This is a genomic window from Pseudomonas sp. NBRC 111131, from assembly GCF_001320525.1.
In the GTDB taxonomy this organism is placed as follows: Bacteria; Pseudomonadota; Gammaproteobacteria; order Pseudomonadales; family Pseudomonadaceae; genus Aquipseudomonas; species Aquipseudomonas ceruminis.
The window spans coordinates 1-21,323 of sequence record NZ_BCBH01000054.1; the positions used below are offsets into that span (position 1 = coordinate 1).

Here is a 21,323-nt window from a genome sequence, read left to right on the forward strand (position 1 = left end):
TGGGTCACCTCACAGGAGAACCCAAACCATGAAAATCACTATCACGAAAGTCCTGAAGAACGAAGTCACCGTGTCGGGCCAGACCCTGAACCGTGAGTACGTCGAGAACATCATGCTGCCCATGCTGGTCGCCCAATGCGGGACCGTTAAGGGCCAGCAATTCGAGATCGTTAAGGCGTTCGATGAGGCCGGTCTGTCGCTCCAAGCGATTCCTGTAGTTGCCCGAGAGTACCGCCAGCATCAGTACGAGGACGCCCAAGAGAAGGCCCGTAAACAGGCTGAGGCCAATGCCCATGCTGAGCGGTGCCGTGAGCATACGCCCCGAGAGATCGCCCAAGCGAAGGCTGATCGGGAAGCCCGAAACGCTGCCATTCGTGAGCATGGTCAGAAAATTCTGGCTGCTCGTCGTAGCAATAGCGGTGGCTGGTAACAGCACTTCCCTCGACACACACACTTCATTCATCTATTCAGGAGAATCATTATCATGAAACAACCATTCCAGTACGCCAAGCCATCGACCTACACCACCGCCATCACCGATGAGCACACTGGGTCGATTCGATTCAACACCGCCGATGTTCGACCTGAGACCCAAGCGGCCACCGATGTGTCCGTCTATGTGGAAGCCCTTGTGGAAGCCGCTGAGGACTATTTGAACGGCGATGAGTGGCGAGAGGCTGCCATGGAGGCAACCCCTTGCGAGTTCCGTCCGGCTGGCTCTGAGGCCACTGGGCAACAAATCATCACCATGGCCGACCGCTCTGTCACCTTCGACCCTCGTAAGAACTGGGATAACCAGACCGTCGAGAAGGGCGAGGTCCTGGCCGGTTCTGTGATCTTCACCGAGGCGACCGACAAGGCATTGGTCATCAGCCACCGAGCTACGATCTTTGACCACAACCTGATGGCAGGCTTCACCGTCCAGTCTATGGAGCAAACCGCTGACAAGATGCTTCGTGACATTGAGCACAGCGCAGCCGGTAAGGTCGCTGCCATCTTGGCGACTGCCCCAAGCACTGAGAGCGTCTCTGAGGCCAAACCAACGGGTAAGCCTGCTGAGATCGCTGAGGACCTCATCGACATCCTCACGACCCACGTTAACCAGACTGTAGGGACCTCGCTGAGCGACTTCGTGATCCTGCTGCCCGTGTCACTGGTGGCTGTTCTTGAGCGTGCTGCTCAACGTGCTGGTCAGGACTCTATCGAGGACCTCATTGGCGCAGGCGTACAGCCGTATACAGGCACTGACCACGGCGTCTTCATGTTGCCCAAGCTTTTCACCTCGCTGAGCTACCGTGAGCGCCAAGACGGTAGCATCTGGAAGATTGAAGCGACTCGCAACCCAAACGCCCAAGGCTGGGACCTTGAGATCGTGGCTGTGGTGGACATCATCGCCAATGGCATGGTCAAGGTAGCTCTGACCGAGGATCGTCTTCAGACCGTTCAAGTGCCGTTCCCGCTGGTCACTCGCATTGCCCTGAGCTGATCTAAGGGAAACCCTGATAGCCCCGTAAGGCCGGACCTAAAGAGGGACCGGCAGGGGCACAGCTTCACCTATCCGCATCATCGCCCGTCGCTGGGCATCTATCTAACCGAAAGTCTTTCTGTTTGTTCCTTCATGCCACCGGCAGAAACCTTGGTCGGGTCTTTCGGCTGCCGGTGGGAGCGAACTTGAGGGAGCAAACAAGAGGAAAACAGACTATGACCATGACCACCAATACAGCGACCATCTTCGAGAACATCTCCAAGGCCGGAGCGGTATCCTCAACGACTCTCAACGGCTTACCCGGTATGTCGTCCTTGGAGATCGCCGAGATCACCGGTAAGCGCCATGACCATGTACTCAGAGACATCCGAAAGATGCTCAACGAGCTGGAAAGGGAGACCCCAAATCTGGGGGCACCTCAATGGGTCGAGGCCAGCTACCAGTCCAGTCAAAGCAAGTTATTACCGCTGACCATTCTCGACAAAGAGCTGACCTTTACGCTGCTCTCCCGGTATTCCTTCAAGCTGTCCAACATGATCGTCAAGCGCTGGCTTGAACTGGAAGGCTCAGGGTTTGAACGTGTGTCGATACAGGCTGCTGTGGTTCACCTGCTCGAACGAGAGAAGGACAACTATCGAATCGCAATGAGGGACATCAAGGCCGCTGCAAGGCGTCTCAAGGCCCGCTGAGGTCGTTGATTGATACTTCCTCAAACGAAGCGTGACGGGCTATGCTCAATAGCTAAGTTGCCCACAAAAAGGTCCCGCGATGAGTGTCACACTGTGCTACACCTACAAGGGCAAACGGGTAGTCACTAAGGTGCCTGTCGAGTCTCTGACACCACATGCGGCGCTATGCTATGCCTTGCTTCAATCAGGCGCTTCTAATGACCAATCTCAAGGGAGGTGGCCGCATACCTATGAGCGCCTCCTTGAGGTAGCCCTGCAACACGAACTCACAGACGTTCGCTTTCACAAGTCACTCTAACCCTTCAAGGAGAACCCCATGGACCACCTACAGGCCCTCTACTGGGTCTGTCTGGCCGTTCAACTGGGGTTCTGGTTGTGGTCGCATAGGCCCCCTTGAGAATCCGACAGAAAAATCTGAAAGGTCACCTATTCAATCATTCCCGCGCAGGTTCCCCCGTAGGCCCTCGCATGGGTGCCCGTAGGCGCGATAGGGACCCCTCACGGGCAGGTGATAAGGACCCAGAAGAAAGCCCGAAAGGTGCGCCGCTGAGCCTGCCTCAAGTGCTTCGGAATGTCACAAGACCGTACCAAAGTGTCACAAGCCATGGTAGCGTAGCCCTTTAATTCCGGGCATTGAGGACTACTGTGGAGTTTCTTGCCGAATACGCAAGCTTTCTCGCTAAAACCGCCACCCTGGTCATTGCCATTCTGGTGGTGCTGTCTGCTATTGCCGGTTTGCGCGGCAAGGGGCGGCGCAAGGCTGGCGGGCAATTGCAGGTCACCCGTCTGAACGAGTTCTATAAGGAATTGCGCGAGCGCCTGGAGTCGGGCCTGCTCGACAAGGCCCAGCTCAAGGCCCTGCGCAAGCAGCAGGCCAAGACGGAAAAACAACAGAAGAAGGGCAAGGCTGAAGAGAAGGGCCGGGTGTTCGTGCTCGACTTCGATGGCGACATCAAGGCCTCTGCCACCGAAAGCCTGCGCAACGAGATCACCGCGCTGCTCACCCTCGCTACCCCGCGTGACGAAGTGGTACTGCGCCTGGAAAGCGGTGGAGGCCTGGTGCACAGCTACGGCCTGGCGGCCTCGCAGTTGGCGCGGATCCGCCAGGCAGGCATCCCGCTGACGGTGTGCATTGACAAAGTGGCCGCCAGTGGCGGTTACATGATGGCTTGTATTGGCGAGAAGATCGTCAGCGCACCTTTTGCGGTACTGGGTTCGATCGGCGTGGTGGCGCAATTGCCCAACGTCAACCGCCTGCTGAAGAAGCACGACATCGATTTCGAGGTTCTGACCGCTGGCGAGTACAAGCGCACCTTGACGGTCTTTGGCGAAAACACCGAGAAGGGCCGGGAGAAGTTTCAGGAAGACCTGGACATCACTCACCAGTTGTTCAAGGACTTCGTTGCCCGCTACCGCCCGCAGTTGCACATCGACGAAGTGGCCACCGGCGAGGTCTGGCTGGGCGTAGCCGCGCTGAACCGCAAGCTGGTGGACGAACTGCAGACCAGCGACGAGTACCTCAGCGACCGTGCACGTCACGCCAACCTGTTCCACCTGCACTACGCCGAGCGCAAGAGTTTGCAGGAACGCATCGGCATGGCTGCCAGCGGCACCGTGGAGAACGCCGTGGTAGGGTTGTGGAGCAAACTCGGCCGCTTGCGCTAAGACCTTGAACCCCTTGAATATTTTTTATGTTCAGGGGGTTGCAAGGTGCGAGGAATGCAGACATAATGGCGCCCATCGAAACGCAGCAAACCTTGAAAAAGGTGCGGTGTTTCAAGGAGATAGCAAAGCGCAAGCGGCTAGATCCTAACTTTGAGGCCGAGTAGCAAAGTGGTTATGCTCCGGATTGCAAATCCGTCTACGCCGGTTCGATTCCGACCTCGGCCTCCACCATTCGAAAGCCCCGCAGATTAACGTCTGCGGGGTTTTTCTTTGTGCTCAGAAAACCCGTATCGTTTCCGCATTATCGGACATCGTTTCCGCATCAGCCGTCTACTTGGTTGGGCTGACCACCTCGCCGACCCGGCGATAAACGCGCTTGGTGATTTCCTCTTTGGAGTGTCCAAGCAGCCGACTGGCGTGGCTGATGTCTTCAATCTCCGAAGCCGCCTTCGGGCGGATATCGCGGAACTGGAACTGCCGAACTTTGATGGCCAGGTCAGTGTTGCCATCGGCAGTCAGCTTGCGCGCAGCCCTGTCCCGCGCTTCGCTGAAGCGGTTCCTCAGCATTTCCCAGCTCATGCGCAGGCCTGAATCGTTGGTGATGAGGCGCGAGTTACGCACTCCCTGCAGCTTTCGCCGTTCCAGAAGCGCCTCGATGAATAGGCCGAGGCCTGTGAGCTCGCCGTTTACGTGCCGCCGGATGCGCAACTTCTTGTCGGTCTTGTTCTGGTCGACCCACAGATAGTCCTCGTCAAGGTCGACGGTGCTGAATTTCAGGGTGTCCGCAGGGCGCTGGCCGGCCAAGTAGGCCAGGTCCATAGCATCCTTGAGGCCCTGGTCGCCTTCGGCATACACCGCATCCCAGATTTCGTCGGCGGCGTAGAAGTCGCGCACCTTCTCCTTGTTGCGGCGAACCGCCAGGCATGGGTTGCGCTCGGCAAACCCCCACTCCATGGCCATGGTGAAAACGTGCGAGAGCAGGGCGATCTCCCGGTTTGCCCGGGTTTTGGCGCTGCGCGCGTCCCGGTACTGGGCAATGACCGGCGGGCTGATGGCCTCGATCGGTGCCTCAGCGAACGCCTTGCGCAGGCGCTCCAGTTCGTACTTGTTGTCCTTCTGCGTGCGTGGCGACTTACCCGGGATGATGTCGCGCTCGTACCGCTCAAAAAGCTCGCCCATCGTCGCCATCACTTTCGGCTTCGCCTTGTGCTCCAGGCGCGCCCATTCCAGCTTGGCCTCAGCGAGGTCAGTCCCCAGTGGTACTTCCTGCCGCTTCCCGTCTGCATCCCTCCCATCGTAGTAGTAGCCGACCCACAGTTTCCCGCTTTTCAACTTGCGAACCCGCCGCAACATCCGCGGCGGCAGGTCCTTATTCGATGCCTTCCTGGTGCGCATCTGTTACCCCACGCGCGATAAGTCCAATGTCCATGTTTCGGCCGTGGCATTCGTTGCCGTTGGCTTGACGCCTGCCATCTTGAGCCGGGCGTACACTCGGCCGACAATGGGCCGTCTGGCCCGGGTGAGCGTGTACTGCCAGCCGTTGTTGGCCAGCCACGCGATCTGTTTGCTCGGGAGCTGGTAGCCGGTCACCCGCACCACCTCTTCCTCGTCGAGAAACTCGCTTGCATGTTCCATGGGATGGTCTCCACGCCGCCGGTGGCGGCAGGTTGGTGGTCAGGTCGTAGCCTGGGCGATGGTCTGCTCGAAGCGCGATGCCAGTTCGGCGTTGACCTCGGCCTTTGCCAGGCTGTCGGCGGTGCCCTTGGCGCGGTGCAGGGCTTCGTACTTGCGCAGCTGGGCAGCGGCTTCGATCAGATCCCTCAGCAGCAGGGGCGCCGCGGCTATCAGCTTGGCGTTGGCCTTGGTCTGGTCGCCGTTGATCCAGTCGCCCGAATCGCTATCGCCATCCTCATCGATGACCATCACGTTGCAGATGGCGATCTGCTCGTGGCGATCAACTGGCGAGACGTAAATTGGAGTTTTGTCGCTGGACTCAACGAACCAGGGGCCGGGCGTGTGATTGTGTTTCGTCATGGCAATAGCTCTCCATGCCCGCGCATATCGGCGGGCTTGAGTAGTTGGGGGAGGGGTTAGGCGAGTTCGGCCGCGAATGCGTCGATCAGGGCCTGGCTGGTGAAGTTGACCGGCAAGGCGTCAGTGCTCTTGCCATCGCTGATCAGGACCCAGCCATTCTTGTAGAGGGTGCAGGTATTGCGACCAAGTCGGGCGCGGGCGATCGGCAAGCCACCGAACGGTAGCCAGCGGTTGATGCGGTATACCAGCTTCCTCACGGCATCAGCTCCTTCGGCACCTGGACGGTATCGCCAATATTCAGAGCGACTATCGCCCTGCAGCCTGCGGCGAGGATCGTTGGACCTCCGGCTAACCGGCTGAATCCAGTGGGTCGGTTGTAGGCGAAAGCTCGGTACCGGGAGGCTGTGCCGTCCTGCAGCATGCCGAAGCCCTTGCAGTGCTTATCGAATAGAGGCCCGCCCAGCGCCCAGTCTTCCCACGGGTTGTAGCGTTTGGTGTGCTCGATGGCCTGGCCCTGGTACCGTGCGAACACCCGCCAGGGGTTGCCGTACTGCGGCGGGACCAGTTCAAGGTTCAGCCCTTCGGCTTTGCCAACGGCCCAGCCCAGCGCTTCGCCGGTCAAGTCAGCCGTCTTCACTTCGATCAGGTCGGTCATCGCTGCACCGCCTGCCAGAAAGGACCCTTGTTGGTCACCAATCCCTTTCGCTTCAGGCGCTGGCATGCCTTGCTGATCTCCTCCCGAGATTCGCGGATGGCGCCGCGCATGGCGTGGGCCGTTGATCCCTCTATGCCGATCAAGTGCCCCAGAACTCGCTCATCTGTCCCGCCAACGAGCATGCCCTGGCCATACTTGGCAGCCACAGTTGCAACTGCCAAGCGCAGCGCGCTCATCCGGGCGCCGGGTTCGTCTGCATGCGACACCTCACTTTGCTTGAAACCGACATACGGAACATGAGCTGTGGCCCGAGCGAGGTGGTGCAAGCAGCAGATGTCCATCCTGAGCTTTGCGATGATGAGCATCGTCTGCCGGTCATCCCGCATCGGCAGCCAAACCTCCCGGCCTGTCTCCGGATCGTCGTAGTAGAAGGCGTCACTGCCGCGCCGGTACTCCAGCTCGAAGCCCATAGCCTTGGCCGACAGCTGAATGATGTCGTCTTCTGTCACAGCTCATACCTCTCATCAATCCAGCGCCCAGGCGCCAGTGCGGGTGTAGGTTCGGGTTGTGTTTCGTGCGGGGAGAGCTGGCGCTGGTAGCCGGCCTGCAGCTGGCTGTCGGGGATGCAGCTGATGCCGACCCCATTGAGCAGGTAGCAGGTGACGCCGCGCTGGCTGTCGTGCTGCACGTCGATGACGTTTTCTTGTGGCTGAGGTGCTGCGCTGGCGCCGGTGGTCAGCAGCAGGAGGCAGAGGGCGAGGCGAGTCACAACAGCACCCCGCTGGCCTTGGCCAGGCGCACGTCTTCCTCGGTAACAGTGTGCAGAGCCATCTTCTCGATGGTGAAGAAGTTGGGCTGGCAGAACTTGCGGGCCCAAGCCTGCAGCGGCTCCAGCGCCTTCCCGAGAGCTGCTGTCGCCTCGTCGTCGAGGTCAGGGTAGTTGTCGACCCATTCCCCCGCGTCGCTTCCGGCGGCGGCCTCGAACATGTGGTTGAGCAGGTCATCAGCATCGGGGAGGAACCCGGCAGGGTCGTACTTGCAGACGGTGCCGGTATGTACAGTGTCGCCCACTTTGAGGCCGTTGCCCCGTCCTGGGCCGAAGCTGGTGCCATCCGCTGCGGCGCCGAAGTTGTCACGAATCAGCGCGGTAAGATTCGGGTAGTCCCACGATCCGTCATCGCCATTCACTGACCAGGCTTCCTCGGCCTTCCGCCTCGCCCAACTGACACACGGGCCATCCTCTGTATCGAAGATCCCCAACAGGAACCATTCAGGCCCTGGGCATTCAGGCTCCCAGCCGAGGCAGTGGCACGCGCCGTCGTCGTAAGGGTGGTGTTCGCCGATATCCGAATCCATGTGCCACTGCTTCAGCTCCAGGCCCTGCTGTACGAGCCAGGCTTTGAAGGCGGCCTGGTCTTCGTCGAAGTCGGGCAGGTCGGGGTGATCCCACCAGCCATCCTGGTCGCGCTCGACGGCAACACGTTGGATCAACTTGATTTCTTCAGGCATGACGATTCCTTGGCCGCCTATCGCGGCAGTGAATAGAGGGGGGAGGGGTTAGAAAAAGCGGTGCCAGCCAATAGTCTGATTCAACTCACAAATCAGGCAGGTACGGTTGCGAGCCGCTTCGATTTGGCTATGGTGGTTTGATGCATACAGCTGAAGTCGTAGGAGGGAAGACATGCGGATTCGTGGAGACGTTTATTGGCAGTGGGCGGACCCAAACCTGCATCACCGGGACCATGACGAAGCTCTCGATGACGGCACGTCCATCGACGTTCAGGTGAGACTGTCGCGAACGGGGAATACGCAGATGTTCATCGGTGTTTATGCGTCCGGTGGCGAAGCGCTGCATGAAGAGGCTTTTGACTCCCGCCCAGGTGAATCGATGACCAAGGCATTAGCCTGGGGCGTGGGCCGCGCTCGCCGAATCGCTACTGAGGGCCTGGGTTCACAGCGAGGCTTGTAAACTGCTCGAAATAGAGGGAGAGAGGTTACTGCTTAGGAGTACAGATGTTCTCTTACGGGGCGGAGCCTTCCGTGCGCATGAAGGCCGCTATGTCGCCCATCTGCTCAACGATGGCGCGCTCTTCATCAGCTGCGGCTGTGATTATCCTTTTTCGGCGCTTCTTGCAGAGTCCGCAATCGACCATGGCCCAGTCGCCTGACAGCTCGGAGGATTCCCCTAGCCAGGTGCCGCACGGCGCTTGCTCGAGGGCATCTAGGTCGGTGAATGGTGCGAAGTGCGTCTTCACGACTTCGCCTCAGGCTCTGCGCTGGCGGATAGGGCGGCACGCGCAACGGAGCCATCCTCGATGAAGTCAGGTTCGTCAACACACCAAAGAATGTTCAGCGGCTCGCCGCTCACGGTGTCCCAGTTCCCGCTTTCGAAGTGGTAGTGCTCGCGGTCTGCGTAGAACTTCAGGGCCGCGCGAAGTCGCTCAACCTCGCGCCGATGATCATCAAGGAAAATGAACTGCTCACCGAGTTCAACCTTGCGCGGAACGGGCATGTTATCTACGCCGATTTCCATGCTGACGGTGTTTCCCTTTGAGTCAAACCCCACCCCGCAGATTCGAGCATGAGCCACTGGCTCGGCCTGGGGCTGCGGGGATTGCTGGGCCAGTGCTGCCTTGATCTCGGTAGACTGCTGGAACATCTGCGCTTTCGAAAAGCGCTCTTGCCAGGCCTGCAGCTGCTGGCGCGGCACGCTGACCATCTCTGTGTTGCTGGATCGGTTTTCTGTGGGCATGGGAACGCCTATCCGTTCAGGATGACGAGGCAGCCGTAGGGCTGCCCCGACATCAGGGCTTACGCGAAGTGCCAAACGCCGTAGTAGTGAGCGATGGCTGCGAGGATGACGACAAGGAGGACCCCTGCGCCAAGGGAGCTGTTGATTTCCTGCTCGTGGTACTCTTTACAGCGGTTACAGATCTTGCTAGGCATAGCTATTCCTCTATGGGTCATGGAGTCAGGTAATGACTCACATGAATTGATAGTGGAAAGCGGGTGCCCCTTTTTTGGCTGTTTCTGATTACCGTTCGTCGGTTTCTTGTCTTCTAAGCTACCAGGGACCTGGCAGCGCGCCATGGATCGTTGGCCCGGGCAAGGGCAGCCATCGGCGGCGGGCTGACGCTGTTGCCGCACATGTGCACCTGCTCGGTCTTGGTAAATGGCTTGCCGTCGGCGCCCTTGTCGATGATGTAGCTGGCCGGGAAGCCCTGAGCCCGGTAAAGCTCATGCGGCTGCAGCATGCGCAGGCAGATGTCGACGATCACGTAAGGCGTCCCCTTCACGAAGACGGTCACCAGGCCCAGACGATCTTTGGTGGTCACTGTCGGCGCAGGGGCGTCGCAAGCGCTGATGTTCTCCGTGCCGTAGTAGCTGATCAGGAATGCCGCGACGCGCAGGGCGCCTTCCTCGTGCTCGGGCGACAGCTTGTACTCGACCAGCGCGTGGTGCTCGGCGCCGGCGGTCATTGTCGGCACCAGGTCATCTACGGGACGGCCTACGCAGTTGCGGCGGAGCGTGGCCAGGCTCGCGGTCACGAGGCGCTGCTGGCTGCCGGTGTTGGTGACCGTGGTCAGCGGCTCGTCGGCGCCCTTGGCTGGCGTGGTGTTGAACCCACCGTTCGCCTGCTCAATGAACGCGGTGCAGACGCCCATGGCGTGCGCGGCGCCTGCCGGCCGCTTGTAGTTGCCGCCACTAGTGATGGTGGGCACCGGTTCGGTTACCGGTGTTCCCTCGCTGTTGAAGCGGAATTTGACCAGATGCGCCGATGCCAGCGCTCGGTGGCTCTGGGTCATCAAGGTCCCCATGGGCTGGTCAGCTGCTACTGGCTTACCGGCATACACCGGGCCGCCTGCTCCGATCATCACAGGGCTGGCCATCATCAGCTCCCCGCGGTTGGCGGCGGTGACCGTGGGCAGCGGTTCACCCGGGTCGTTCACCCGGACAGTGCCCTGATGGGTTGCTGGCAGAATCACCGCGCTCGACAGCGCATGTTTCACGCCGCCGGCGACGACTGTGCCCAACGGCTGATCCAGGCCTGGCACCCTCGGCTTTTGGCCGACGCGTTCGCCGTATCCGGTCTGCACCAGGGTAGGGCTGGCCATCGCGAAAGTGCCGCCCCGTGGCCATGCGGTGACGGTGCGCAGTGGCTCGCCCAGCGATTGAACGCTCTCAAGCGCATCGACGCAGCGCTGCGTGCGATCGGCGACCGCGAAGTGACGGTATACATCAACTCGCCCGGTGGCGACATGTTCGAAGGCATCGCCATCTATAACCGCCTGCGTGAGCACAAGCAGAAGGTCACCACCAAGGTGCTCGGCATGGCTGCCAGCGCGGCCTCCGTCATCTATTTGGCCGGTTCCGAACGCCAAGTAGCTAGCAGCGCTTTCCTGATGATCCACAACTGCTGGACCTTCCTCGCCGGCAATCGCCACTACCTGCGCGACGTAGCGGCCGACATGGAGGAGTTCGATGCCGCCATGGCGGATCTCTACGCCGAAACCAGCGGACAGCCCGTCGAGGACATGGCCGAGCTGATGGATGACGAGACGTTCATCCGGGGCAAGCGGGCGGTGGAACTGGGGCTGGCGACCGGCCTGCTGGCAGCGGCTGAGGTCACCGAGCGCGAGACCGAGGAAACCGGCCAGGCCAATGCACTCAAGGCCATGGATGCAGCCCTGGCCAAGGCCGGTATGCCGCGCTCCGAGCGCCGCGAACTCTTCGCCACTTTCAAGTCTTGCACGCCTCGCGCTGCCAGCGGGAACACGCCGCGCGCTGTTCCGACCGACAAGCCAAGCGCTGTCGCGCCAGACCTCTCCGCCTCTCTGAGCGCGGCAACCAATATCCTCAATTCTCTGAAAGGAAAGTGACCATGGACTTTGAAGCCCAAGTCAAGGAACTCAACGCCAGCCTCAAGGGCATTGGCGACCAGATCAAAGCCCAAGCTGAGGCTACCGACAAACAGATCAAGGCGTCCGGCGAGATGACTGCCGAAACCCGTGCCAAGGTCGATGAACTGCTGACCAAGCAGGGTGAGCTCAATGCCCGCCTGGGCGAAGCTGAGCAGAAGCTGGTGAATGCCAGCCGTGACCGCGGCAACCAAGATGAGCCGCAGAAGTCGGTCGGCGCCCTGGTGATCGGCAGCGAAGAAATGCAGGACATGAACTCGTCCTTCCGTGGTTCGCGCCGTGTGTCCGTGCCGCGTGCGGCCATTACCACCGCGACCGGCGGCGACCTGGTCCCCGCTCAGCGCTTGGCCGGGGTCGTTACGCCGCCGCAGCGCCGGCTGACCATTCGTGACCTGGTGGCCCCGGGCGAAACGGAATCGAACTCCATCGAGTACATCCGTGAGACCGGATTCACCAACAACGCGCGTACCGTCGCGGAGAACACTGCCAAGCCGTACTCCGACATCACCTTCGCACTGACGACGGCGAACGTCCGCACCATTGCCCACCTGTTCAAGGCGAGTCGGCAGATGCTCGACGATGCCAAGGCGCTGCAGAGCTACATCGACAGTCGCGCTCGCTACGGCCTGAACATGGCGGAAGAGGCTCAGTTGCTCTACGGAAACGGCACGGGTGCCAACCTGCAGGGTCTCGTGACTGTTGCTCAGCTGTATGCACCGCAGGCCGGCCTGACGGTGGTGGGTGAGCAACGGATCGACCGTCTGCGCCTGGCGCTGCTGCAAGCTGAGCTGGCCGATTTCCCCTCGGATGGCATCGTGCTGAATCCCATCGACTGGGCAGCGATCGAGCTCACTAAAGACGGTGAGGGCCGCTACATCATCGGCCAGCCGCAGGAAGGTACGAACGCAAAACTCTGGAACCGCCCGGTGGTGTCCACTCAAGCGATGACGCAGAACGACTTCCTCGTCGGTGCGTTCAAGCTCGGCGCACAGATCTTCGACCGCATGGAAATCGAAGTGCTCATCTCGACCGAGAACGACAAGGACTTCGAGAACAACATGGCGACGATCCGCGCCGAGGAGCGCCTGGCGTTCGCGATCTACCGCGACGAAGCGTTCGTCACTGGTCCGCTGGTGACGCCTTAACCTTTCCGCAACGCGGCGCCAGAAATGGCGCCCCACTGGAGTACTCCAATGGCACGTAAACAGGAAGCACCAGCAGCCACGACTGAGGCGAAGAATCCGGTCTCGACCCTTGATTCCAGCAGCGGCGAGCCTGGAGCTGGCCATTCGCGTCTTTCGCCTGGCGGTGAGCGCGTTCAAGATCCTGGCGATGCGGGCGCCCCCGCAGCTGTTCCAGGTCCATCGGAAGGAACGGTCTCGGCAACGTCAGAGGGGCAGGCAGTTCCGGGCACTGATGCTGCAACAGACGAGCAGGGTGGCAACTCCAGCCTCCCCACTATTGGCGGTGCTGCAACCGAAGGAACCAGCCTGGCTGCGTCAGACTTGGCGGATAGGGAGTATGTGATGGCCGACCTCGAGGCTGCAGTGCGGCTTACGCTGCGCAAGGCGAGCCAGGGAGTAGGAAATGGCTGATCCATCGCTGGCCCTGCAAGAGGCGATCTTCACCAGGCTTCAGACTGAGGTCAGTTGCCCGATCTACGACGGGGCGCCGCTGAACGCGGATATGCCCTACGTATCCATCGACCGTGAGGTTTCGGTCAATAGCACTCCGATCTCGGGCCGCAAGCGCGAAACGCGCCTGCTGTACTTGTCTGTCTGGTCCGATGCCGTCGGCCAGGCTGAGGTCAAGTGCATCAACGGCGAGGTGATCGCCGCATTGGACGAGCGCCCACTGCCGCTGGAGGTCGGCCGCGCTGTCTCGGTCCGTGTCATCCAGTCGGATGCCCAGCGCGACGCCGACGGCGTTACCTACCAGGGCTCGATCACGGTCCGCGTGATTACTACCCACTGAGTCAACCACCGGCCGCGCCGCGGCTTTATCCAATGTGCCTTTGGAGGATTCCCCATGGCCGAAGACAACCTCAATACAGCCGCCGGCTGCCGCCTGGCCATTGGCAGCAAAACCGGCGCCGAAACCGTAACCGAGTACAAGGCCGACACCTACGTTGATGTAGGCGAGATCGAAGACCTTGGCGAGTTCGGCGACACGTTCAACCCCGTGAACTTCACCTCACTGCGTGATGGCCGGGTACGCAAGTACAAGGGAACCGCGGATGCTGGCGATATGACCATGGTCGTGGGTCTGGACAACGGAGACGTTGGGCAGAAGGCGGTGGCCGTTGCCCACAAGGACCGCTCCAAGGGTAATTACAACATCAGGATCACGCTGAACGACGGTGACCCAGGCGCATCTCCACCGGTCCTGCCGACAACGTACTACTTCGGTGTGAAGGTGATGAACAACAAGGTGGCTGCTGGTTCTGCCGACAACGTTGTGCGTCGCAACGTCACGCTGGGCATCAACACCGACATCCTCGAAATTCTGCCTGGCCCCGCCAACCCTTGATAGATGGGGCTTCGGCCCCGTCCCCTGCTGAGAGAAGCCCATGAGCGAAGCTCTGTATGGCACCACCACCTTAGTGGTTGGTGCACGAACCTACACCCTGCGCCCAACCCTCGAGGCGGCCCTGCTGATTGAAAGCCGATTCGGCGGTCTGCGAGGCGCGCTTGAATCGATGCGACTGATGAGTATCGGTGCCAGCGCCGACATAATCGTCGCCGGCGCCAGCCTGCAGGCTGACCAGCATGCCCAGGTCGCTGCCGAAGTATTCCAGACCGGCGTGGCCAAAGTCTCAGCCAAACTGACCGACTTCATCACCGTGCTGCTCAATCCGGTACCGCCGAGCGTGGTCGCCCGGGGAAAGGGCGGGGCGGACAGCACAGCGCCGTAAAGGATGGTAGCTACGTCGACTATTTGTTCGGCGTGGCCACCGGCTGGCTTGGCTGGCCGCCTGACACGGCGTGGCGTACGCCCATCCCACAACTCATGCTGGCGCTCGATGCACGTCTCGACTGGACCGGACGCGGCCAGGCCCAAACCTCAGCGTCTGACCAGGGGCAGGCACCGCGCAGACCCGGCAACGTTGCTGACAAGTTGAAGGCCTTCTTCCGAGGCCGGCAGCAAGAGTAAGTCTCCGCCTACGGGCGTTTTTTTTGTGCTTGGAGAATTGCATGGCCGATCAACAAGTCCAGGGGATGCTGGTCCAGATCGAGGCCACCACGGCGCAGCTTCGCCGCGAACTGGCGAACGCCGACCAAGTGGTGGCGCGAAGCACGCAGGCGATCGACCGCAACCTGGCCACCGTCGATTCGGCCTTCGATAGGGCTGGGGCGGCAGCTCAGTCAGCTGGCGTGCTGATGCGCGGCGCGCTCGCGGCCGTAGCCGGTGCGGGGTTGATCGGCGGCATCATTAAGCAAGTCGACGCCTACGGGCAGATGTCCGACCGGATGAAAGCTGCCGCCGGTAGCGCGTCCGAGTATCAGGTGGTGCAGGAGCGCCTGCTGCGCACAGCCCAGGAAACCTACCGCCCGCTGGCCGAAGCGCAGGAGCTGTACATCCGCACGGCTGACGTGATGCGCAGTCTGGGTTTCAACACCAAACAGACACTCGATATCACCGACAGCTTCAGCTTCCTGCTGGTGACCAACGCCGCATCGGCCGACAAGGCTGGCTCGGCACTCGACGCGTACTCCAAGGCGTTGCAGACAGGCAAAATCGACGCTGACGGGTGGGTATCCATCCAGAGTGCTATGCCCACCATAGTCGATGCCATCGCTGCCGGTATCAGGAAGTGGTGGACCGGCTGAACGAGGCTCGGGCCGCTGGCGGCGACCTGGCCCCCGTCCTGCGCGAGGTCGGCGACCGGCTGAATCTGCCAGTGGGCACGGTGCAGAAGTGGATCACCCAGGCCGGTGCTGTCAGCGATGCCGACCAACGCTCTGCCCTGATCGCTGAGACACTGCGAGTGCTCACCGGTGTGACCGATGAGAACACCGCTTCGACCCAGGAGAACAATGCCGCCAAGGCGGGAATGAGCGCTGCAGGTCAGACGTACCTGGAAACCCTGCAGAAGCAGTTGGCGGGCCTGCAAGATAATGGCGATGCGATCAAAATAGCCAACCGGCATATCGCCGAGAATGCCGACCTGACCGAAACCGACCGAAAGGCGATTCTCTCGGCGGCCAATGCGATCGAGGCGCAGAAGAAGGCGAACAAGGACGCCACCGCCAGTAGCAAGGACAGAACCAAGGCTCTAAGGGACGAGATCAAGGCGCTGGATGCGATCATTGACCGCGCCCTGCCGGAGCGCAAGCGCCTGGGTGACCTGAAGGAGGGTATCGAAGGCCTGCGCAAGGCCCAGGCCAAAGGGAAGATCACCGCTGCCGAGATGGAGCTCGGTATTAAGAACCTCAACACCGCCTATGCAGACGGAACGATCCAGAAGCGTACCGAAGCTGAGCGTAAGCTGGCCGAGCAACGGCGCAATAGTGCCGAGGCCTATCGCAAGGCGATGGAGGTGGTGTTACAGACACGGCAGGACGCGATCAATGCCGACGTGGCTGGTGTCGGCATGGGAGATGACCAACGCGAGCAGGCCGACCGCCTGAACGCCGTGCGGCAGAAGTACGCCGAGGCGCGGCGGCAGTTGGAGGAGCAGCAGGAGGACGTATCCCGTCGCCTGAGCCAGGACGCCTATCAGCAGCGCTTGGCAGACCTGGCCGACTACCAGGTGCGGGAGCTGCAGATGGAGGTCGACGGCTTTGAGGCGCGCCTGCAGGCCCAGCGTGACTACCGTAACGGTGCCAAGCGAGCCTGGGCCAACATCCAGTCCGACGCGGCCAACGTGGCTGGCGCCACTGACGACATGCTCACCACCGGATTCAATACAGCACGTGATGCGGTGGCTGAGTTCGCTCGGACGGGGAAGGCCAACTTCAAGGACTTTGCCACCAGCGTGATCTCAGATATGGCCAGGATTGCCAGTCAGCAGGCTGCGAGCTCGCTACTGAGCGGGTTGGTCGGCTTTGGCGTCTCTGCCGTGGGCAATTACTTCGGCGGTGGGGGAGGAAACGGTATGGCAGCTGGCTCTGCCGGAGCAGTCTCTTCCAATCTTGGCGCATCGCAAGCAGGTTACGGCAGCAAATATTTTCCGCAGGCGTTGGGCGGCGCTTGGTCAGGCGGCGTGCAAATGTTCGCCAAGGGCGGTGCGTTCACCAATACCGTACTGACCAGGCCCACAGCCTTTGGCATGGCCAACGGCGGGTTGGGCGTAGCCGGTGAGGCTGGGCCTGAGGCCATCATGCCATTGGCGCGCGGTTCGGATGGATCGTTAGGCGTGCAGGTGGTAGGCGGCTCCGGCGGAGGATCGACCATTGTTCAAGTCACTGTGCCAGTCGCAGTGACTCTGGAGGACCGCAGCGCGGATGGTATGGAGTTAGATAGCACTGCGCTGCAGCAGACAATGGAGCGGCAAATGCAGGGGGTCGCTGAGCGAGCGATCGCAGTGTCGTGGCGTCCTGGCGGAGTGAGTCACCGCAACAGCACGGGGAGGCTCTGATGGCGATCGAGACATTTACCTGGGTCCCTGATGATGAGGCCAGCGGTGACAGCACACTGCGCACCAGAAAATCGCCGTTTGGCGACGGATATGTCCAGGTGTCGAGTGATGGGCTGAATGGCGAGTCGGACAGCTGGGCCCTTTCATTCGGCGGGCTGGCCGATGAGATCCAGCCCGCTATTGCGTTCATACGTCGCCATCGAGGCGCCAAGTCGTTCCTTTGGACCAACCCCGAAGGCGCGCTCGGCATGTACCGCTGCGAAACATTCCGTCAGCAGCGAAAGCCAGGGGGCCTCGTGCTGCTGACGGCAACCTTCGAGAGAGCGTACCACCCATGAGTTTGATCACTCAGTTGCAAAAGCTGGAGCCTGGCGCGGAGATTCTGTTATTCGAGCTGGATGGCTCGGACTTCGGCGCGGACACTCTGTGGTTCCACGGGCACGCGATACCGCACACGCCTGAGGAACTGGCAGCGGCAGGCGCGAACGCCGACCAGCTGCCCGCCAAGTCGATTTGGTGGCAGGGCAATGAGTACGGAGCCTGGCCCATGCAGATTGACGGTATCGAGGCGAACTCGGACGGCACCGCCGTGCGGCCCACGCTGACGGTCGGTAACGTCAACGGCAGGATTACAGCGTTGTGCCTGGCCTTCGACAACCTGCTCGAGTTCAAGCTGACCATACGTCACACCATGGCGCGCTACCTGGACGCGGTAAATTTCCCAAGCGGTAACCCCGACGCTGATCCGACCGAGGAGGCGATTGAGGTCTGGTACATCGATCAGAAGGTGTCCGAGAACGGCACCACGGTTGCATGGGAGTTGGCCAGCGGCGACGTGAACTTCCCGGGTGTGAAATGGGAGTGGCGCCCAGGCTCCGTCGAGCAGGAATATATCCAGGGCATTCCTGCGATCGAGAACGAGACCACCGTCAATGTTGAACTGCGCAGCGACAACCCGTTCACCCGCGCCCTGAGCAACACCCAGCTTTCGGCCGTGCGTGTGCGCATGGCTTGGCCGCGCCTGGCTCAGCAGGACAGTAGTGGTAACACCAATGGCTACCGCATCGAGTACGCCATCGATATCGCAACCGATGGTGGCGCCTGCGTCGAGGCGCACCTGGGCGCGGTGGACGGCAAGACCACCAATGGCTACCAGCGCTCGGTACGCGTCAACCTGCCCAAGGCAACCTCCGGCTGGATGCTGCGGGTGCGCCGGATCACCCCGAACGCCAATAGCGGCACCATTGCGGACACGATGACCATCGCTGGCTACACCGAGATCATCGACCAGAAGCTGCGTTACCCGAACACCGCGCTGCTGTACATCGAGTTCGACGCCCAGCAGTTCCAGAACATCCCCGCCGTGACCTTGAAGTGCAAGGCCAAGCGTTGGCCCGTGCCCAGCAATTACGATCCGGTGGCCCGCACCTACAGCGGTGTATGGGATGGCACCTTCAAGCAGGCCTGGACCAACAACCCGGCGTTCGTGACCTATGGGGTTTGTGTAGAGGACCGTTTCGGCCTGGGTAAGCGCATCAAGCCGTGGATGGTCGACAAGTGGGAGATGTACCGCATCGCCCAGTATTGCGACCAGCGGGTGCCGAATGGCGTCGGCGGTCAGGAACCGCGTTTCCTGTGCGACATGAACTTGCAGGGGCGCGCCGAAGCCTGGACGCTGCTGCGCGACCTGTCGGCCATCTACCGGGGCATGGTGTACTGGGCTCACGGCTCGCTGTTCATGCAGGCGGACATGCCGCGCGCCCAGGACATCGACTACGTGTTCACCCGGGCCAACGTCATCGACGGAGAGTTCGTCTATGGTGGCGCCGAGCGTAACACCCATTACAGTCGGGCCCTGGTCAGCTACGACAACCCGGCGAACAACTACGACACTGACGTCATCCCGGTGACCGACAACGCGCTTCAGCGCCGGTACCGCGACCGTCCGATCGAGATCTCGGCCATCGGTTGCACCCGTGCCTCCGAGGCCCAGCGCCGCGGCAAGTGGGCGCTGCTGAGCAACAGCCAGGACCGCACCGTCACCTTCAAGACCGGTATGGAAGGGCGCATTCCGCTGCCTGGCTACGTCATTCCCGTCGCTGACGAACTGGTTGCTGGCCGTCCGAACGGGGGCCGGATTTCGGCGGCTGCCGGCCGCGTGGTGACCCTGGACCGTGACACGCCGATCAAGGCTGGCGACCGGCTGATCTTGAACCTGCCGAACGGTACCGCCCAGGCCCGCACGGTGCAATCGGTCGTCGGCCGCGCAGTGACGGTGACCACCGCGTATGGCGTGCAGCCCGAGCCGGAACTGCAGTGGGCAATCGACTACGACGACCTGGCGGTGCAGCTGTTCCGGGTGCTGAAGACCACGCGCACCCAGGAGGGTGAGTACGAGATCACTGCGCTCGAGTTCAACCCGAGCAAGTTCGCTGCCATCGACACCGGCGCCAAGCTGGACGAGCACCCGATCAGCGTTATTCCGGTGACCACCGTGCAGCCGCCGGCAAGTGTTACTCTGTCGTCCGCCCACATGATCGACCAAGGTATCGCGGTCAGCACCATGACCATCGCCTGGCCGGCAGTGGAGGGCGCTGTCGCCTACGACGTGGAGTGGCGCAAGGACAACGGTAACTGGGTCCGCCTGCAGCGCACCGGCGCAACCTCGGTAGACGTGGTCGGCATTTACGCGGGTGCCTACCTGGCACGCGTACGCGCTGTGAGCTCGTTCGACATCACGTCGATCTGGAAAAGCTCGACCCTGACGCAACTGAATGGCAAGGAAGGCCTGCCGCCTTCGGTCACCTTCCTCGACACCGAGAGCCTGCTGTTTGGCATCGGCATCAAGTGGGGCTTCCCTGCTGGTGCCGAAGACAGCCAGCGTACCGAGCTGTGGTACAGCGAGGGTACCGACCTGGGCCAGGCTACCAAGCTGGCCGACCTGGCCTACCCGCAGAACGAATACGTGATGCAGGGCCTGCGCGCGGGCCAGCGGTTCTACTTCTGGGCGCGCCTGGTGGATCGCACTGGAAACCTGGGGCCTTTCTTCCCGATCGCTCCGACTGTGGTCTCTGGCATGGCCAGCGACGACGCCGGCCCGATCTTGGAGCAGATCAAGGATCGGATCACCGAGAGCGAGTTGGGCAAGGAGCTGACCAGCCGTATCGACCTGATCGACATGAACGGCCCTGGCTCGGTGAACGAGCGCCTGGGCGAGGTGCGCAGCGAGCTGAACGAGCAGATTGTCGAGGTCAACAACTCGGTCAATCAGGTGCAGAGCGATCTGCAGGAACAGATCGACAACATCGCCGACCTGGTCGACTCGATGCCCTACAAGCCAGACCAGGCCTACACCGCTGGTCAAAGCGTGCTGGGCGAGAACGGCAAGCTGTACCAGGCGAAGGTCGCTGTGCCCACCGGTAATCCGCCGCCGAACGACACCTACTGGACCGACATCGGCCAGGCGGTGCAAACGGCGAATGGCATGGCCGCCCGCGTGCAGACCGTGGAAACCAAGGTGCAGACCTTGGAAGGCACCACCAGCGCGCAGTCCCAGCAGATCACGGGCCTGCAGTCGAGCTTGACTACCACCAACGGCAACGTCGCTGCAGCGCAGCAGGCCGCCCAGGACGCGGCAACGCTGGCTGGCGGCAAGGGTAAGGTTATCGTACAGTCGGCTGCGCCGCCGGTCGCTGATCGCTTGGCGCAGAACCTCTGGATCGACACCACGGGCAACGCGAACACACCGAAGCGCTGGAACGGTTCGGCATGGGTAGCGGTGACCGATAAGGTGGCCACCGATGCTGCGGCAGCTGCGCAGTCGGCCCTGACCCAACTGGCGGGTAAGGCAGATGCCACTGCGGTGCAGAGCCTGACCACCCGGGTAACGGATGCCGAGGGCAAACTGACCAGCCAGGGCCAGTCCATCACTGGCCTACAGGGCAGCCTGACCACGACCAATCAGAACGTCACCGCAGCACAGCAGGCGGCCCAGGCTGCTGCTGACGCCGCCGGCGCCAAGGGCAAGGTGCTGTACCAGTCGACCGCGCCGGCAGTGGCTGACCGGTTGAACCAGAACCTTTGGATCGACACGACCAGCAATGCCAACACGCCAAAGCGCTGGAACGGTAGCGCCTGGGTGGCTGTGACGGACAAGGTGGCAACGGACGCCGCTGCAGCTGCTCAGTCCGCTCTGAACCAGGTTGCAATGAAGGCGGATGCATCGACGGTCCAGGCGCTGACCAACGAGGTTACCCGGCAAGGCCAGGACATCACGGCGGCCGGACAGGCCATT

23 protein-coding genes, 1 tRNA gene and 3 pseudogenes are annotated in these 21,323 nt (G+C 61.5%); 16 read left to right on the forward strand and 11 right to left on the reverse strand.

What is annotated here, in order from left to right:
- Positions 1-28 precede the first annotated feature (28 nt).
- From APH34_RS27050 to APH34_RS27070, 5 genes are all read left to right on the forward strand, one after another.
- Positions 29-430, forward strand: a complete 402-nt coding sequence (locus APH34_RS27050) for a hypothetical protein (protein ID WP_054903696.1) — start codon at positions 29-31, stop codon at positions 428-430.
- Positions 431-484: 54 nt separating this feature from the next.
- Complete coding sequence (locus APH34_RS27055) at positions 485-1,486, forward strand: hypothetical protein (RefSeq protein ID WP_054903676.1); 1,002 nt, start codon at positions 485-487, stop codon at positions 1,484-1,486.
- A 215-nt stretch (positions 1,487-1,701) separates the two neighbouring features.
- Positions 1,702-2,175: a Rha family transcriptional regulator gene (locus tag APH34_RS27060; RefSeq protein ID WP_054903677.1), complete on the forward strand. Its 474-nt coding sequence runs from the start codon at positions 1,702-1,704 to the stop codon at positions 2,173-2,175.
- Positions 2,176-2,820: 645 nt separating this feature from the next.
- On the forward strand, positions 2,821-3,840 hold the full coding sequence (gene sohB, locus APH34_RS27065; protein WP_054903678.1) for a protease SohB: 1,020 nt from the start codon (positions 2,821-2,823) through the stop codon (positions 3,838-3,840).
- 154 nt (positions 3,841-3,994) lie between these two features.
- A tRNA-Cys gene (locus APH34_RS27070) sits at positions 3,995-4,068 on the forward strand.
- Between the two features lie 102 nt (positions 4,069-4,170).
- Here the strand turns inward: APH34_RS27070 and APH34_RS27075 are convergent.
- Genes APH34_RS27075 through APH34_RS30485 form a run of 8 tightly spaced genes read right to left on the reverse strand, consistent with a single transcriptional unit; the run spans position 4,171 to position 8,038 of the window.
- Complete coding sequence (locus APH34_RS27075) at positions 4,171-5,235, reverse strand: tyrosine-type recombinase/integrase (protein WP_054903679.1); 1,065 nt, start codon at positions 5,233-5,235, stop codon at positions 4,171-4,173.
- Between the two features lie 3 nt (positions 5,236-5,238).
- Positions 5,239-5,475, reverse strand: coding sequence for a DUF4224 domain-containing protein (locus tag APH34_RS27080; protein WP_054903680.1), 237 nt, complete (start codon positions 5,473-5,475; stop codon positions 5,239-5,241).
- 39 nt (positions 5,476-5,514) lie between these two features.
- On the reverse strand, positions 5,515-5,874 hold the full coding sequence (locus tag APH34_RS27085) for a hypothetical protein (RefSeq protein ID WP_054903681.1): 360 nt from the start codon (positions 5,872-5,874) through the stop codon (positions 5,515-5,517).
- A 56-nt stretch (positions 5,875-5,930) separates the two neighbouring features.
- Positions 5,931-6,131, reverse strand: a complete 201-nt coding sequence (locus APH34_RS27090; protein WP_054903682.1) for a hypothetical protein — start codon at positions 6,129-6,131, stop codon at positions 5,931-5,933.
- Complete coding sequence (locus APH34_RS27095; protein ID WP_054903683.1) at positions 6,128-6,529, reverse strand: DUF2591 domain-containing protein; 402 nt, start codon at positions 6,527-6,529, stop codon at positions 6,128-6,130. Before APH34_RS27095 ends, APH34_RS27090 begins: the two co-directional genes overlap by 4 nt.
- Positions 6,526-7,038: a hypothetical protein gene (locus APH34_RS27100; protein WP_054903684.1), complete on the reverse strand. Its 513-nt coding sequence runs from the start codon at positions 7,036-7,038 to the stop codon at positions 6,526-6,528. The genes APH34_RS27095 and APH34_RS27100 overlap by 4 nt, the downstream gene beginning before the upstream one ends.
- Positions 7,035-7,298, reverse strand: coding sequence for a hypothetical protein (locus APH34_RS27105; RefSeq protein WP_054903685.1), 264 nt, complete (start codon positions 7,296-7,298; stop codon positions 7,035-7,037). The genes APH34_RS27100 and APH34_RS27105 overlap by 4 nt, the downstream gene beginning before the upstream one ends.
- Positions 7,295-8,038: a hypothetical protein gene (locus tag APH34_RS30485; RefSeq protein ID WP_371263331.1), complete on the reverse strand. Its 744-nt coding sequence runs from the start codon at positions 8,036-8,038 to the stop codon at positions 7,295-7,297. Before APH34_RS30485 ends, APH34_RS27105 begins: the two co-directional genes overlap by 4 nt.
- A gap of 172 nt (positions 8,039-8,210) precedes the next feature.
- Here APH34_RS30485 and APH34_RS27115 point away from each other — a divergent pair, with 172 nt between their 5' ends.
- A complete protein-coding gene (locus APH34_RS27115) occupies positions 8,211-8,498 on the forward strand; it encodes a hypothetical protein (RefSeq protein ID WP_054903686.1) in 288 nt (95 codons plus the stop codon).
- 52 nt (positions 8,499-8,550) lie between these two features.
- Here APH34_RS27115 and APH34_RS27120 read toward each other — a convergent pair whose 3' ends face one another.
- From APH34_RS27120 to APH34_RS27130, 3 genes and pseudogenes are all read right to left on the reverse strand, one after another.
- Positions 8,551-8,784 carry a hypothetical protein gene (locus APH34_RS27120; RefSeq protein WP_054903687.1) on the reverse strand — a complete coding sequence of 78 codons (234 nt, stop codon included), beginning with the start codon at positions 8,782-8,784 and terminating at the stop codon, positions 8,551-8,553.
- Positions 8,781-9,281: a hypothetical protein gene (locus APH34_RS27125; protein WP_054903688.1), complete on the reverse strand. Its 501-nt coding sequence runs from the start codon at positions 9,279-9,281 to the stop codon at positions 8,781-8,783. The genes APH34_RS27120 and APH34_RS27125 overlap by 4 nt, the downstream gene beginning before the upstream one ends.
- A 307-nt stretch (positions 9,282-9,588) precedes the next feature.
- Positions 9,589-10,713: pseudogene (locus tag APH34_RS27130) on the reverse strand (DNA methyltransferase); the annotation flags it as partial.
- On the opposite strand from APH34_RS27130, the gene APH34_RS27135 reads away from it, so the two are divergent.
- From APH34_RS27135 to APH34_RS27180, 10 genes and pseudogenes are all read left to right on the forward strand, one after another.
- Positions 10,594-11,409, forward strand: a complete 816-nt coding sequence (locus tag APH34_RS27135; RefSeq protein ID WP_256215967.1) for a head maturation protease, ClpP-related — start codon at positions 10,594-10,596, stop codon at positions 11,407-11,409. The pseudogene APH34_RS27130 and the gene APH34_RS27135 sit on opposite strands and share 120 nt — an antisense overlap.
- A gap of 2 nt (positions 11,410-11,411) precedes the next feature.
- Positions 11,412-12,593: a phage major capsid protein gene (locus tag APH34_RS27140; RefSeq protein ID WP_054903689.1), complete on the forward strand. Its 1,182-nt coding sequence runs from the start codon at positions 11,412-11,414 to the stop codon at positions 12,591-12,593.
- A gap of 366 nt (positions 12,594-12,959) precedes the next feature.
- Positions 12,960-13,043 (forward strand): annotated as a pseudogene (locus APH34_RS30490) (HK97 gp10 family phage protein); the annotation flags it as partial.
- Positions 13,036-13,422, forward strand: a complete 387-nt coding sequence (locus APH34_RS27150; RefSeq protein WP_054903691.1) for a DUF3168 domain-containing protein — start codon at positions 13,036-13,038, stop codon at positions 13,420-13,422. The pseudogene APH34_RS30490 and the gene APH34_RS27150, both read left to right, overlap by 8 nt.
- A 54-nt stretch (positions 13,423-13,476) precedes the next feature.
- Entirely contained in the window at positions 13,477-13,977 is a 501-nt protein-coding gene (locus APH34_RS27155) for a hypothetical protein (protein WP_054903692.1), read from the forward strand.
- Between the two features lie 40 nt (positions 13,978-14,017).
- Complete coding sequence (locus APH34_RS27160; protein WP_054903693.1) at positions 14,018-14,362, forward strand: hypothetical protein; 345 nt, start codon at positions 14,018-14,020, stop codon at positions 14,360-14,362.
- 32 nt (positions 14,363-14,394) lie between these two features.
- Positions 14,395-14,601 (forward strand): hypothetical protein, encoded by a 207-nt coding sequence (locus tag APH34_RS30120; RefSeq protein WP_236183081.1) that lies wholly within the window; start codon positions 14,395-14,397, stop codon positions 14,599-14,601.
- Between the two features lie 41 nt (positions 14,602-14,642).
- A pseudogene (locus APH34_RS27170) lies at positions 14,643-17,029 on the forward strand (phage tail tape measure protein).
- A complete protein-coding gene (locus APH34_RS27175; RefSeq protein ID WP_054903695.1) occupies positions 17,029-17,367 on the forward strand; it encodes a phage tail protein in 339 nt (112 codons plus the stop codon). Before APH34_RS27170 ends, APH34_RS27175 begins: the two are co-directional and overlap by 1 nt.
- Positions 17,364-21,323 (forward strand): phage minor tail protein L (locus tag APH34_RS27180; RefSeq protein WP_082422908.1); only part of this gene is annotated, 3,960 nt, incomplete at its 3' end. The genes APH34_RS27175 and APH34_RS27180, both read left to right, overlap by 4 nt.